We start from the raw sequence: 13,816 nt of genomic DNA, 5'->3' as shown, positions 1-13,816 counted from the left end.
GTGAGGTGCTCACGCACGGTTACACAGCGTCGACCAGCTCGCCGTTGCGCACGACGATGCGTCCGTTTGCGATGACCAGCTTGCGCTTCGGCCGGGCAACCACGGCATGCGCGACGCATTCCGCATCGACCAGCACGAGGTCCGCGCGTGCGCCGACGCGCAGGCCATAGTCCGCAAAGCCGCAGCCGCGAGCGGCCGCGTCGCTCACGCAGTCGAAGGCAATCGCGATGTCGTCGTCGCGTCGCAAGTCGTAGCGCATGCCGATCAGCATGGCGCGCTCGAGCATGTCTGGTACGCCATACGGCGACCAGGTGTCGCGAATGCCATCGTTGCCGCCGAAGATCGTGATGCCTTTGTCCCTGCAAAGCTTGAGCGGCGGAACGGGGCGAGACGGCGGCGCGCTGGTCAGAAGCGCCACGCGCAGATGCGCGATTCGTTCGAGCAGCGCGTCGCGTTCGCGTTCCGGTAGTGCGCCGAGGCAAAACGCGTGGCTGACCACCACCTGGCCCTGCATGCCCGTCGCCTCGACGCGGTCGAGCAACAGTTTCAGCGTGAATGCGCCGACTTCGCCGGGTTCGTGCAGATGGATGTCGATCGGCTTGCCGTAGCGTTGCGCCAGCCCAAAGGTCGCGTTCAGCGACGCGACAGGATCGCCGTCGATCAAAGCGGGATCGAGCGCGCCGAGTACGTCGGCGCCTGCTGCGAGCGCGCTGCCGAGCAGTTCGACCGTGCCGGGACGGATCAACATCCCCGACTGGGGAAACGCGACGATCTGCATGTCCAGCACATCGCGCATCGTCTGGCGCGTACTAAGCACGCCTTCGACGTAACGCAATTGCGCGTCAGTATCGACGTCGACGTGGGTGCGCAGGCGCGTTGTGCCTGCCTGTACGAATGCCCGCGTCAGCGCGAGCGACTGGCTGGCCGCATCGTGTCCCGACGTCTTGCGCCATTCACGCTCGTTGTTGATCCGGTCCGTTAATGCGGGCCCAACCTCGTTGCGATACCACGACTGGCCCCAGTTGCTTTTGTCGATGTGCGTGTGTCCTTCGACAAAACCCGACAGCAGCAACGCGCCGCCGCCGTCTTCGGCCTGAGCGCCAGCTTGCGTTTCGACATGCGTCCCAAGCGCCGCGATGCGTCCGTCGGCGATTGAAACGGAAACCGGTTGGCCGTCAGCCAGCCGAACATTGGAGAGATGAAGAGAACGAGTCATAGGGGTCATGCCGATTCGATGGACGGGGCGATACGGGCGCGCTGCGCGGCGCTGATCGCGATGAACACCACTGCATTGGCGAACAGCGCGACGAGGCCCGTGTTGATGGAGGTGAAGGCGAGGGGCGCGGCCGGGAAAACAGAGGCCAGCGTCATGCCGCGCCAGTTCGCCAGCGCCAGCACGATCCCACCGGCAAAGATACCGCCGAACGCCGCTTCCCGGGTGCCGAATGGACGCTTCAGGAAGCTTGAGGCGAGCATGGGCACGAGTTGCGTCAGCAGGCTCGACGAGAAGATCGCGAGGGCGACGAAGTTCGAACCGCCACGCAGCACGAAGTAGACAACGACCAGAGTGAACAGGGGTAGCGCGATTCGCGCGACGCGCCCGACCTGGCGGTCGCTTGCCTGCGGTGCGAAGCCTTCGCGGTAGATGTTGCGGGCGATCATCGTCGACGCATTGAGCATGATCAGCGAGCCTGGCACCAGGGCCGTAAGCAGACCCGCGCCGCCGACGATCCCGACGAACCACGACGGGAAAGTCTGCTTGACGAGCCGCAGCAGCGCGAGATCGGTTTGCGCGCCTTCGAGCCCGTGCACGGTCAGGACCGCGGCGAAACCGACGAGGAACAGAAACGCGATCAACACCTGGTAGATCGGCATCAGCATGGTGTTCTTGCGCAGCGCCGACGCGTCGCGTGCCACGTAGACGGCAGTGAAACCATGAGGATACAAGTAGTAGCCAAGCGATGTCAGCAGGAGTGTCGAGTTGTACCAGCTCAGATTGAAGCCGTGCTCCGGCATGCGCAGCAGTTCCGGATGAACGGCGTCGATGCGCGCGAACATCTCGCCGAAGCCGCCGAAATAGTGCAGCGGCAAATAGGTGCCGAGAAAAATCGCGAGACCGAGGATCAGCACATCCTTGAAGATCGCAATGCTTGCAGAACCGTGAATGCCTGAGACGCTCATGTACAGGACCATCAGTGTCGCGCTGATCCAGATGGCCGTTTCCTGCGAAATCAGGCCATATGACATCTCGGAGACGATAATGCCGAGACCGCGTAACTGGATGATCAGCAACGACACCATCGCGAAGACGGCGACTACCGACACCAGCACGCCGATGGCGCGGCTGTCGTACTTCGACGCAAAATAATCGGCGAACGACACGAGGCCGCGTTCCTTCGCATAGCGCCAGATGAGGGGCAGCATCCAGTAACCGAATACGTACGCGAGGCAGCCGTACGACAGGATGTAGAACGCCGGTACCCCCTTGCTGTAGGTCCAGCCGCTCGCGCCCAGAAACGAGAAGGTCGAGAAAGCCTCACTTGCCATCAGCAGGAAGGTAAGCAGCGACCCGAAACCGCGCCCGCCGACGGCCCATTGTTCCAGGCTGAACGTCTTGCCGCGACGCGCGTACAGGCCGACCGCCAGCGCGAAGAGGGCGAACAGCACGATGATGATGAGGGCCGGATTCATTGCCCACCTCCCGTGTGCTCGCTCGCGCGTGCCGCTTCGTCGCGGCTGTCGAGGTAATAGATGATGGCGAGGATGGCGGCCGTTGCCGCCATCCAGAACAGATTCCAAACAAGCAGAAACGGCAGGCCGAACAGGAGCGGCGTACCGGCGGCGAGTGAGCCACCCGAATAGATGCCGATGAACGGCAGGGCGGCCAGAAGAATACGGAGTTTCATAAGCTCCTCCCGGCCGTACCCGCCAGCATCATGCCTGCGCCGATGCCCACGAGTGGCTTCCTCCAACTGTTCTGCAACTGCGGTTTCTTCATGCCTGTCTCCGGGTATTTGTCTCGTCGTGGGGCTTTTCTTCTGTTGGCACGGCGGCGTCGCGCCGCGCTTTGGCCACGTTCGAGTTTTTCTGTCTGATGTCGAAGCGGAGTAGCCGCCCACTGCGAGGCCAGCGAAATCGCCGCATCGACAGCACTTGATGTTATCCATCTCGCCCGACATGCAAAAATTAAATGTTCAAATGCCTATCAGTTGAAAATCGAATACTATTGGTTAGACATATGCGGTTATCAGAGCGCTGCGTTGCCTGACTGGAGCGGGGCGGGGAGGGTCCGTTCATGGCGCCGTGCGCAATTGCCAGCCTGTTTGATGCGTGATAGAAATCAGCGTCCGTATTCAAGGATCAAATGGTTCGATGAAACCCAACGCCAAAGCACGTACACCGCTATTCGATCTGGATCTGCTGAAGGCCATCGTCATGGTGGCCGATTGCGGCACGTTTACGGCGGCCTCCCAACGGCTGCATTCCACGCAATCCACCGTGAGCCAGAAAGTGCGGCGTCTGGAGGACATGGCAGGACACAAGCTTCTCGAGCGAGGCAGTCGTGACGTGAGTCCGACCGATGCCGGCGAAACGCTGCTCGCGTACGCGCGCCGGATGCTTGCGCTGAACGATGAAATGATTGAGGCGCTGTCGGGCGCGACGGTGGGACTGAGTGTCCGGCTAGGTGTACCGGAAGATTTCGTCGGCGGCCCGACAACCCATATGCTCGCCGCGTTCAACCGCAAGCATCCGCAGGTGAAGCTGGAAGTGACCAGTGGATTGAGCCGCGACGTGGGCACCAGCTACGATCGCGGCGACCTCGATCTGATCCTCGTGAAGCAGCGGCGCAACAGCCGCGAGGCAGTCGCGTGCTGGCCGGAGCAATTGAGGTGGATCGACAGTGCGAAGAACCCTTCTTTCCAGCTTGATCCGATTCCCATCGTCGCGTTTCCGCCGCGGGGGCTTTACCGCGATGACATGACCAACGCGATCGAAGGACTCGGGCGCCGCTGGCGGATGAGCTTTATCAGTTCGAGTTTGAGCGGCATTCAGGCGGCCGTTGCCGATGGTCTCGGCATCAGTCTTCTGCCCGCGCGCTCGGTGACGGCGGATCACGCCGTGCTGACACAGAAAAGCGGGCTGCCTTCAATTGAAACCATGGATATCGCGTTGCTTCATCGCCCGACCGCCGATACCGTAGTCAAGGAACTTGCACGCGCGTTGGCACGGATGTTCGGGCCGCAGCGGCGGTGAATAACAACGGCCAGTAAAGTTTGTACCAGCTAGCCGCTTGCTCGCGATGTCGTTGAGCGATCCTGCTGCTCCACTCCAACCTGGATAGCACGCCGCACGCCATGGCTCTCTCTCCGCTGCCTCCACTCGCATGTCTTCAAGCATTCGAAGCTAGCGCCCGTTATCTGAGCTTCACTCGCGCGGGGCAGGAACTGCACCTCTCCACCAGTGCCGTGAGCCGCCAGATATCTCAACTCGAAGCATTCCTCGGGCGCCGGCTATTCGTGCGGGAGCACAACACCCTAAGACTCACACCAGCAGGGGAAACCTATGCGGTGGACGTGCGGCGCATGTTGGAGCTGTGCACTAGCGTGACGTCGAGTCTGATGGCTCGCGTCGTCAAGTCTCGCCTCACGGTGTCCTGCTCGGCCGGGATCTCGGTATTCTGGCTCGCGCCGAGAATCGGCTCGTTTATCGATGCGAATCCCGATGTGGACCTGCGCATCATCGTGCGGGACCACTTCGGAGCCGTCTCGCCAGCCGAGTACGACGTGGGCATTTTCTATTTGCGCAACCCCGAGGTTCCCGGAACGCACATACGCAAGCTTTTCGACGAAGAGGTCTTTCCGGTTTGTTCACCGACCTATCTTGATGGGCGCAAGCTGACGCCAGTGGAACTGCTGTCCTGCACCTTGCTTGTTCTGGAGGACGCGGAACGTAGCTGGATGTCCTGGCACACCTGGTTCGAACAGGCTGGGCTTGAACGACCCGCGCTCAATCAAACCATCATTGTCAACAGCTACCCCCTCATTGTGCAGCTCGCGACGCATGGCAAGGGCATCGCGCTCGGTTGGAACCGGGTTATCGACCCGCTCCTCGAGCACGGCGCGCTCGTCAAGGCATCGGACGCTCACGCCACCATGGGCGGCTCATACTTTGTCACCTGGCCATCGGAGCGTTCGGAAACACCTGCCGCCCGTCGATTCCGCGAGTGGGTAATCAGTCAGACAGTCGCTTCCTGACGTCCCCGTTGCAAGCCTCTGGATGCGCTTGCGTTTTTTGCAAGCGCGTTTGCGAATTTAGCGTTATGCGCTTGTCACGCCAAAAATTACATTGATTGCGTGACGAATCGCGAACGCTCCCCTCGCAAAGCGACAATCCAGAGAGGTCCAAATGGCAACGAGTGCATCAAACGGCATACTGGTGGGCGAGCTGCCCGCAAGGACGGTGACGCGCCGGAAGGCGATTTTCGCCACTGTCATTGGCAGCGGTCTGGAGTGGTTCGACTTTTCCGGGTACGCGTTCTTCGCAGCAACCATCGGTAAGTTATTTTTCCCCGCAGGCAACGAGACCACGTCGCTGCTGCTATCACTGGCAACGTTTGGTGTGGGTTTCGTGATGCGACCGCTCGGCGGCATCGCGTTCGGCATCTACGGCGACAAGGTGGGTCGCAAGCGAGCGCTGTCGCTCGCCATGCTCGTCATGGCGCTTGGCTCGGGCATCATTGCTTTCGCCCCTACGTACCAATCTATCGGCATCGCCGCGCCGTGTCTTATCGTCATCGCGCGATTGCTGCAGGGGCTGTCCGCTGGCGGTGAAATGGGCGGCGCTACCGCGTTCCTTACCGAGCATGCGCCAGCTAAACGTCGTGCTTTCTATTCGAGCTGGATTCAGACGAGTATCGGTTTCGCCGTGGTCATCGGCAGCCTGACCGGTACGCTCATCACATCGAGCATGTCAGCTGATTCGCTGACCGCATGGGGATGGCGTATTCCGTTTTTCATCGGCATGCTGGTGGCCCCGGTTGGATACTACATTCGGCTGAAAATCGAGGAAACGCCCGAGTTCGTAGCGGAGAAGCGCCACACCGACACGCCGCTGCGTGACGTCATTCGCGAGTATCCCCGCCAGGTGCTCTCCAGCCTGCTGATGGTCGTACTGTGGACCGTCTGCACGTACGTCATCCTGTTCTACATCCCGACTTATGTGGTGAAGTATCTGCACATGACCCAGCGTGAGGGCTTCACGTCGGGCGTCGTCAGCGGTGTCGTGCTGATGGTCATGGCACCTGTGTTCGGGGCACTCTCGGATAGGGGCGGCAAGCGGCGGGTCCTGTCGGTTGCTGCGGTCGTGATTCTGGTTGCCAGCTATCCACTGTTCTCTCATCTGATTAAATCGCCCGACTTTGCCACGCTGTTGACCTTCCAGGCAATTTTCGGCGTGCTGATTGCTGCCTACACCGGCCCGATTCTGGCGCTCTTCACGGAAATGTTCCCGAGCCGCGTCCGTGCGACGGGATTGTCTTTGGCCTACAACGGCGCAGTGACCATCTTCGGTGGCTTTGCCGCCTTCATCATCACCTGGCTCACTCAACACACGGGTGACGCCGAGTCTGCGTCTTATTACATCGTCTTCGCCGCAGTGGTTAGCCTGCTCGGCATCTTGCTGACAAAGCCATACCAGGCTTGAGGAAATTCACATGAATAGGTTGGTACTCGAAGGGGTCAACGTTTTCGACCCGGCAACGAAGAAACGCCAGACAAACGTCAATGTCTGCATCGCCGATGGGAAGATTGCGGCAATAGGAGGGATACCGCCGTCGTTTGTCGAGGCCCGCAGGATGAGCCTTCCTGGGCGTACCGTGCTACCGGGTTTCATCGATCTGCATGTCCACGTCGTCGCGTCGAAAACGAATCTGGGCGCCAACGCGATGATGCCAAACTTCCTGGCCGCGCTTAAGACGTTACCCATCCTGCGCGGCATGCTGAATCGCGGGTTCACCACCGTTCGGGATGCAGGTGGCGCTGACTTTGGCATGTGCGAGGCTGTCAACAGCGGCGTGCTTTGGGGCCCACGCATTCTGTCCTCAGGCAAGGCGCTGTCGCAGACCGGTGGGCATGGCGACTTCCGTCAGCGCAATGACACGCTTGACGATGCCTGCGGGTGCCTGGGGCGTCAGGGAGCGATCGCCCGGGTGGTCGACGGTGTCGAGGCGATGCGCCTGGCAGTGCGCGAAGAACTCCTCAATGGGGCCACGCAAATCAAGATCATGGCGTCAGGTGGTGTGGCTTCGCCCAACGACCCCATCACCAACACGCAGTATTCGGAAGATGAAATCCGTGCCGCGGTTCAGGAAGCGGAGGCTGCCGGCACTTACGTGATGGCGCACGCCTACACCGCTCGTGCCGTCCGGCGCGCCGTCGAGTGCGGGGTGAAATGTATCGAGCACGGCAACCTCATCGACGAGGAGACCGCCCGTCTGCTGGCGGAGCGCGGCGTAGCGGTTGTGCCCACCATCGCTACACTCGACCGTCTCGTTGAACAAGGTCCCGCGCTTGGTTTCCCCGCTGAGTCGCTCGCCAAGATTGAGGGCGCACGCTCCGTCGGCCGGCAGGCGCTTGCGCTGCTGGCGCGCGAAGGCGTGAAGGTCGGGTTCGGCTCGGATATGCTGGGCGAACTGCACCCCTTCCAGTCCGACGAGTTTGCGGTTCGGGCAGAAATCGTCGGCAACGTCGAGGCTATCCGGTCGGCAACCTGCGTTGCCGCCGAAATCACGGGTGAGGCAGGGGTGCGGGGAACAGTCGCTGTCGGCGCCGTGGCTGACCTCATCGTGGTCGACGGTGACCCGATTGAGGACATTTGCCTTCTGCTGGGACAGGGCGAACACATTCCCGTGGTCATCAAGGCTGGCGTGTGTATGAAGGAAGCCGGCCGACTGCTCGAGCCGGTCACAGAGTGAACGGCTGGCGCGCGGCATCGGTCGCGCCCACCGTTTGCACTCAATATCCTCCCAGCATCATTCGCGGCGGACCGTGTTTAGATTGTGTATGCCCCAGATTTCCAATAATCTGGCTTCTCTTTCAGCCAATTGGAGTCAGGAATGCGCCGCATCGCAACAATAATGGCCACCTTGCTGGCCGCTGGTTTTACCTTGTCCTCAAGTGCCCAAGTCGTGGTCACTATCGGTCATTCGGCACCTCTCACGGGGCCTCAGGCACCAAATGGCAAAGACAACGAGAACGGCGCTCGCCTCGCCGTTGATGAACTGAACAAGGACGGCGTCACAGTTGCGGGACAGAAGGTCACCTTCAAACTGGATTCGGAAGACGACCAGGCGGACCCGAAAATCGGTGTGCAGGTTGCACAGAAGCTCGTTGACAGCGGCGTCGTCGCCGTCGTCGGACCCTACAACTCGGGTGTAGCCATTCCCGCATCGCGAGTCTTCAATGCTGGCGGTGTGCCGATGTTGCCGGTCGCGTCTAACCCGGCTCTGACGAAGCAAGGCTTCAAGAACATTTTCCGTATTGGCGCGAGCGACGAACAACTCGGCGGCACGATGGGACAGTTCGCTGCGAAGACTTTGAAGGCCAGGACTGCAGCAGTCATTGATGACCGCACCGCTTATGGTCAGGGCGTCGCGGAACAGTTCATCAAGACGGCGAAGGCCAACGGTATCCAGATTGTCGACCAGGAGTTCACCAATTCGACAGCCACCGACTTCCTTGGGATTTTGACCACCATCAAGGCCAAGAACCCGGACGTGATTTTCTTTGGTGGCTATGCAGCGCAGGGGGCCCCGATGGCAAAGCAGATGCGTCAACGTGGACTGCGCGCGAAGCTGCTCGGTGGCGATGGCATTTGCTCCGCCGATATGGGCAAGGTCGCCGGCGATGCTGCGTCTATCGTCTACTGTGCACAAGGCGGTGTCGCACTTGAGAAGACGGCGGCAGGTCGCGAGTTCCTGCAGAAGTACAAGGCTGCCTACAACATTGATACGCAGGTCTACGCCGTCAGCTACTACGACGGTGTGAAGTTGCTTGCCGACGCTATGGTGAAGGCGGGAACGACGACCGACAAGGCGAAGCTGACCGCTCAACTCGCGAAGGAAAACTACAAGGGAGTCGCCGGGACATATTCGTTTGACGAGTATGGTGACCTCAAGGGCGCTCCGACCACCGTGTACGTCATCAAAAATGGTTTGCCGGTTCCGTACGGCGAGTAAAAGCAACACCGCACACCCACCGACTTCATGAAGCAAACATGAAAATCACACGCACCATCTCGACTGTTGAAGTCCACACCGGCGGTGAAGCATTCCGCATCGTTACCAGCGGTCTACCGCGTCTTCCTGGCGATACGATCGTCAAGCGACGCGCGTGGCTGAAGGAGAACGCCGACGAAATTCGCAAGGCGCTGATGTTCGAGCCTCGCGGTCATGCCGATATGTACGGGGGTTACCTGACGGAACCGGTGAGTCCGAACGCGGATTTCGGCATCATCTTCCTGCACAACGAGGGTTACAGCGACCACTGCGGGCATGGCGTCATTGCGCTGTCGACAGCCGCGGTCGAGCTGGGCTGGGTGCAGCGTCAGATACCGGAGACGCGCATTGGTATCGACGCACCATGTGGCTTCATTGAAGCGTTCGTTCAATGGGACGGCGAGCACGCGGGTAATGTCCGCTTCGTGAACGTGCCGTCGTTCATCTGGAAAAAGGACGTCACGGTTGAGACGCCGTCGTTCGGCCCGGTGACTGGCGATATCGCCTTCGGCGGCGCGTTTTATTTCTACACGGACGGGCAGCCACACGGTCTCGAAGTGCGTGAGTCCTCGGTGGAAGAGCTTATCCGTTTCGGTACGGAGGTTAAAGCGGCCGCCAATGAGGCGTTTCCGGTCGAGCATCCGGAGATCCCTGAAATCAACCACATCTATGGGACCATCATTGCTAACGCGCCCCGTCATGCGGGCTCCACGCAAGCCAACTGTTGCATCTTTGCAGACCGTGAGGTTGACCGGTCGCCCACGGGCTCGGGAACCGGCGGACGTGTCGCGCAGCTCTATCTGCGCGGGGAGCTCGGAAAAGACGATACGTTGGTGAACGAGTCCATTATCGGTACCGTTTTTAAAGGACGTGTCCTGAGCGAAACGACCGTGGGTGACTTCAAGGCCGTCATCCCGGAAGTCGAAGGCAAGGCTTTCGTATGCGGCTTTGCCAATTGGATAGTGGATGAACGAGACCCGTTGACATACGGGTTCCTCGTTCGATAGAGCAATTGCGGTAGTGGTACCAGGTTGGCGCGTGTCACTGAGCGATCAGTCTCGCGCCTTTTTTCGTTGCAACGCCAACCTGAGCACCACGCTGTGAATGAGGCGCCCGAACACCGCCTAGAACAACTCCAGAATCCGGTGATACATCATCCCCAGTTCTAGCGCTGGCCCCCGCAATGCCGGCCCACCCGGAAAGCGCGCATGCCGCAACTGCGCGAACAGATCGAAGGCGGCCGTCTCGCCGGCCATCGCTTTCGCAATCACACGACCGCCAATCCCGGTCAACGCCACACCGTGCCCCGAAAAGCCCTGCACGTAGAAGTAGTTCGGATCGATCGAGCCAAAATCGGGTGCGCGATTGCGCGTCACGTCGACAAACCCGCCCCACGCATAGTCGATTCGCACATCGCCGAGTTGAGGGAACACGCCGATCATGCGTTTTCGAATCTCTTCACCGAGCTGCACGGGCGACGCACCGGTCGAACTTGCGCGTCCGCCGAACAGCACGCGGTGATCAGCGGACAAGCGGAAGTAATCGAGGAAAAAGTTGTTGTCGCAAATCGCCTCGCGTCCTTTGATTAGCGCGTCGGCGCGCGCTTTGCCGAGTGGCTCCGTGGCGACGATATACGACGCAATCGGCGCGATGCGCGCGGCCACCGGCGCCGGCAGCACGTCGCCGATCGTCGCATTGCCGCACGCCGCGACGAAACGGCAGCGCACTTCGCCGTTAGCGGTACGCACGATAGGGCGCGCACCCCGCACGACTTCGATCACCGGCGAATGCGCGAACAGTTGCGCACCGTCACGACGTGCCGCGTCGGCGAGGCCGAGGCAGTATTTGAGCGGATGCAAATGGCCGGAAAACGGATCGTAGACACCCGCCAGATAGCGTTGCGAAGCGACGCGCGAACGCACTTCATCGGTATCGAGCCACGAGAGCTTCGTATAGCCCCAGCGTTGCGATGCTGATTCCATCCACGAACGCAAATCCGGCACACGTTTCGGCTTGGTCGCCACCGTCAGATAGCCGGCGGTGAAATCGCAATCGATGCCGTAGCGTTCGATGCGCTCACGCACCAGGGCCACGCCTTCTACCGACATGGCCCACGCCGCGCGCGCACCGTCGAGCCCGAGTTGACGTTCAATGATCTCGTCTTTCGCGAAACCGACCAGCGTCTGTCCGCCGTTGCGGCCCGATGCGCCCCAACCGGGACGATGCGCATCGAGCACCACCACCGACAAGCCGCGCGCCCGGCATTCCAGCGCCACCGACAAACCCGAGAAACCCGCGCCGATCACGCAGACGTCGGCCTCCAGCGTGCCCTCGAGTATCGGATCGTCGGTAAGCGGACGCGTGGCGCTCGCTTCGTAGTAGGAGTTGGCGATCAGCGCATCGGCGCGGTGGTCGAGGGTGTTAAAGCCAGGAGTCGGAGCATTCATCAAAGCAGGTTCTTCATTCGATACCAGGCCATCGCAAGCACGAGGGCAGGGGTGCGCAGTGTAGCGCCGCCCGGGAAGTCGCGGTGCCGAATCTTGCCGAACAGATCGAAGCGCGATGCCTGGCCGTCGATTGCTTCCGCAATCAGCTTACCCGCAAGCCCCGTGGTGTTCACGCCGTGCCCCGAGAAGCCTTGTGCGAAGTACACCGTAGGCGACAGCCGACCGAAATGCGGTGCGCGATTCATGGTGATGTCGACGAAACCGCCCCACGCATAGTCGATTTTGACATCGTCGAGTTGCGGGAAGGTCTTCAGCATATCGCGGCGCATCGCTTCACCGAGATTGCGCGGCGCGAGCTTCGAATAGCTGACTTTACCGCCCCACAGCAGGCGATTGTCCGGGGCCGGCCGGAAATAGTCCAGCACGAAGCGGCTGTCGCACACCGCGGCTTTCGCCGGCATCAGCGCTTCGGCGCGATCGGGGTCGAGCGGTTCGGTGGCGATCACGTAGGTGCCGACCGGCATGATCTTGCTGGCGAGATCCGGCGCAAGTTGGCCGAGATAAGTATTGCAGGCGAGCACGACGAATTGCGCATTCACCTTGCCGCGCGCGGTTTCGGCCACATGCCGGCCGTTTTCCACACGCAACGCGGTGACGCAGCTGTCTTCGAAAATCCGTACGCCGGCCTCGCGTGCCGCGCGCGCCAGACCGAGCGTGTAATTCAGCGGGTGCAGATGGCCGCTGTCCGCATCGAATAATCCGCCGAGGTAGCGCTGTGATTGAACATACTCGCCGACGCCATCGGCGTCGACATAACTGTAGCGGTCATAGCCAAAGCGCTGTTGCGCTTCGTCACGCCATTTTTGCAGCGCATCCGTATCGCGCGGCTTGTTCGCCGCGGTCAGATACCCGATGGTCAGATCGCAATCGATCTGATGCTTCGCGACGCGCTCCTTGACGATATCCAGGGTTTCGAGCCCCATGTCCCAAACACGCTTCACGTCATCCGCGGGCATGAACTTCGCGAATGTATCGATATCGCAGGCAAAACCGCCGATCAACTGGCCACCGTTGCGGCCGCTCGCGGCCCATCCGACTTTCGATGCTTCGAGCACGGCCACCGAGTGACCGCGTTCGGCGAGATTCAAGGCAGTCGAAATGCCGGTGAGTCCCGCGCCGATCACACAGACGTCGACATTGAGTGTCTCTTCGAGCGGGGGATGGCGCGTGGTGTCGTTAGCGGTTGCTGCGTAATACGAGGTGACGTGAGGCTGGTTTGAGAATCGGAGCATAGGCAGAGCATGCAGAAGAGGCCTTGGCGCGTGGCCCGCGGTCAAGCCGGGCCACGCGATGAGGCGGGTCGTGTTAGAACGAGTAGATGAACTGCGTCGCGAGCAGGTCGTTGGACTTGCCGTACGAACCGTCGTTCTTCAGGAACACCTGCTTGTTGGCCCAGTCGTGGCGATATTCCACCTTGACCGTGATCTGCTGGGTCGGGTAGAACAACACGTCGAGCGCGGCGTCCTGATGGATTGCGCCCTTGCACTCGAAGCCGAGACCGCCGCTTGCCTTCGAATTGGCAAGACAGTCCGCGCCGATACCGAAGCCGTCAGCCGTGTCCATGCCGTTCGCGTTCAACGCGATGCCACCGCCGCCGCCGCCGTTCTTCTGGTCAACCAGCACGTCGTAGCGGACGGTCGCGCCCATGCGGCCCACCACCGGCAAGCTGAACTTACGGTGTGCGAGCAGCGACAGACCGTACCACTGCGCCTGGCCGCCGTTAAACGCGGCGTTCTGCTGCTGGCCGTAGTCGACTTCGGCGTTGTACTGGACGTCAGCCAGCGTGTAGGCCATATCCGCTTCGCCGAAGAAGAACGTGCCGAAGGCATTAGGCGACTGGCCGCCTACGCCGTAGACGAACGAGCCCGGAATCGGGGCGCCGGTGGCATCGGTTGCCTGCGCGCTTGCGAGCGTCTGACGACCGATGTTGAACGAACCGCCAATATCCAGCGCGCTCGACCACGTGTAGTCGAGGCGGGCCGTGAAGGTCGGGATCTTGTTGCTGCTGGTGATCGGGTCGCCCAGCGCGTTGGTG

General features: G+C 61.0%; 12 protein-coding genes. 6 read left to right on the top strand and 6 right to left on the bottom strand.

What is annotated here, in order from left to right; all coding sequences use genetic code 11:
• Positions 1-19: 19 nt before the first annotated feature.
• The 3 genes from GNZ12_RS04450 to GNZ12_RS04440 are packed head-to-tail and all read right to left on the bottom strand — an operon-like array spanning position 20 to position 2,906.
• Positions 20-1,216 (bottom strand): amidohydrolase family protein, encoded by a 1,197-nt coding sequence (locus GNZ12_RS04450; RefSeq protein WP_172309208.1) that lies wholly within the window; start codon positions 1,214-1,216, stop codon positions 20-22.
• Between the two features lie 5 nt (positions 1,217-1,221).
• Entirely contained in the window at positions 1,222-2,691 is a 1,470-nt protein-coding gene (locus tag GNZ12_RS04445) for a sodium:solute symporter family protein (protein WP_172309207.1), read from the bottom strand.
• Positions 2,688-2,906: a DUF3311 domain-containing protein gene (locus GNZ12_RS04440; protein WP_172309206.1), complete on the bottom strand. Its 219-nt coding sequence runs from the start codon at positions 2,904-2,906 to the stop codon at positions 2,688-2,690. Before GNZ12_RS04440 ends, GNZ12_RS04445 begins: the two co-directional genes overlap by 4 nt.
• Before the next feature lie 466 nt (positions 2,907-3,372).
• On the opposite strand from GNZ12_RS04440, the gene GNZ12_RS04435 reads away from it, so the two are divergent.
• The 6 genes from GNZ12_RS04435 to lhpH all read left to right on the top strand — a co-directional run bounded on the left by GNZ12_RS04435 (position 3,373) and on the right by lhpH (position 10,281).
• Entirely contained in the window at positions 3,373-4,254 is an 882-nt protein-coding gene (locus tag GNZ12_RS04435) for a LysR family transcriptional regulator (RefSeq protein WP_172309205.1), read from the top strand.
• Positions 4,255-4,355: 101 nt separating this feature from the next.
• On the top strand, positions 4,356-5,255 hold the full coding sequence (locus tag GNZ12_RS04430) for a LysR substrate-binding domain-containing protein (protein ID WP_172309204.1): 900 nt from the start codon (positions 4,356-4,358) through the stop codon (positions 5,253-5,255).
• 151 nt (positions 5,256-5,406) lie between these two features.
• Positions 5,407-6,702 (top strand): MFS transporter, encoded by a 1,296-nt coding sequence (locus tag GNZ12_RS04425; RefSeq protein ID WP_172309203.1) that lies wholly within the window; start codon positions 5,407-5,409, stop codon positions 6,700-6,702.
• 10 nt (positions 6,703-6,712) lie between these two features.
• Positions 6,713-7,972 carry a metal-dependent hydrolase family protein gene (locus GNZ12_RS04420; RefSeq protein WP_172309202.1) on the top strand — a complete coding sequence of 420 codons (1,260 nt, stop codon included), beginning with the start codon at positions 6,713-6,715 and terminating at the stop codon, positions 7,970-7,972.
• A gap of 141 nt (positions 7,973-8,113) precedes the next feature.
• A complete protein-coding gene (locus GNZ12_RS04415; RefSeq protein ID WP_172309201.1) occupies positions 8,114-9,235 on the top strand; it encodes a branched-chain amino acid ABC transporter substrate-binding protein in 1,122 nt (373 codons plus the stop codon).
• A gap of 38 nt (positions 9,236-9,273) precedes the next feature.
• Positions 9,274-10,281 (top strand): trans-3-hydroxy-L-proline dehydratase, encoded by a 1,008-nt coding sequence (lhpH, locus tag GNZ12_RS04410; RefSeq protein ID WP_172309200.1) that lies wholly within the window; start codon positions 9,274-9,276, stop codon positions 10,279-10,281.
• A 117-nt stretch (positions 10,282-10,398) separates the two neighbouring features.
• Here lhpH and GNZ12_RS04405 read toward each other — a convergent pair whose 3' ends face one another.
• The 3 genes from GNZ12_RS04405 to GNZ12_RS04395 form a co-directional block, all read right to left on the bottom strand.
• Positions 10,399-11,721 (bottom strand): NAD(P)/FAD-dependent oxidoreductase, encoded by a 1,323-nt coding sequence (locus tag GNZ12_RS04405; protein WP_172309199.1) that lies wholly within the window; start codon positions 11,719-11,721, stop codon positions 10,399-10,401.
• A complete protein-coding gene (locus GNZ12_RS04400) occupies positions 11,721-13,013 on the bottom strand; it encodes an NAD(P)/FAD-dependent oxidoreductase (protein ID WP_172309198.1) in 1,293 nt (430 codons plus the stop codon). Before GNZ12_RS04400 ends, GNZ12_RS04405 begins: the two co-directional genes overlap by 1 nt.
• A 73-nt stretch (positions 13,014-13,086) precedes the next feature.
• A partial coding sequence (locus GNZ12_RS04395) for a DUF3138 family protein (protein ID WP_172309197.1) occupies positions 13,087-13,816 on the bottom strand: 730 nt, incomplete at its 5' end.

It is taken from the genome of Paraburkholderia solitsugae, assembly GCF_013177695.1.
GTDB lineage: Bacteria > Pseudomonadota > Gammaproteobacteria > Burkholderiales > Burkholderiaceae > Paraburkholderia > Paraburkholderia solitsugae.
This window is presented reverse-complemented; position numbering and strand designations above follow the sequence as displayed.

Bases quoted from the DNA above. Each gene is read 5' to 3' on its own strand.
- GNZ12_RS04450 (WP_172309208.1), bottom strand. From the start codon at position 1,216: ATGACTCGTTCTCTTCATCTCTCCAATGTTCGGCTGGCTGACGGCCAA.
- GNZ12_RS04445 (WP_172309207.1), bottom strand. From the start codon at position 2,691: ATGAATCCGGCCCTCATCATCATCGTGCTGTTCGCCCTCTTCGCGCTG.
- GNZ12_RS04440 (WP_172309206.1), bottom strand. From the start codon at position 2,906: ATGAAACTCCGTATTCTTCTGGCCGCCCTGCCGTTCATCGGCATCTAT.
- GNZ12_RS04435 (WP_172309205.1), top strand. From the start codon at position 3,373: ATGAAACCCAACGCCAAAGCACGTACACCGCTATTCGATCTGGATCTG.
- GNZ12_RS04430 (WP_172309204.1), top strand. From the start codon at position 4,356: ATGGCTCTCTCTCCGCTGCCTCCACTCGCATGTCTTCAAGCATTCGAA.
- GNZ12_RS04425 (WP_172309203.1), top strand. From the start codon at position 5,407: ATGGCAACGAGTGCATCAAACGGCATACTGGTGGGCGAGCTGCCCGCA.
- GNZ12_RS04420 (WP_172309202.1), top strand. From the start codon at position 6,713: ATGAATAGGTTGGTACTCGAAGGGGTCAACGTTTTCGACCCGGCAACG.
- GNZ12_RS04415 (WP_172309201.1), top strand. From the start codon at position 8,114: ATGCGCCGCATCGCAACAATAATGGCCACCTTGCTGGCCGCTGGTTTT.
- lhpH (WP_172309200.1), top strand. From the start codon at position 9,274: ATGAAAATCACACGCACCATCTCGACTGTTGAAGTCCACACCGGCGGT.
- GNZ12_RS04405 (WP_172309199.1), bottom strand. From the start codon at position 11,721: ATGAATGCTCCGACTCCTGGCTTTAACACCCTCGACCACCGCGCCGAT.
- GNZ12_RS04400 (WP_172309198.1), bottom strand. From the start codon at position 13,013: ATGCTCCGATTCTCAAACCAGCCTCACGTCACCTCGTATTACGCAGCA.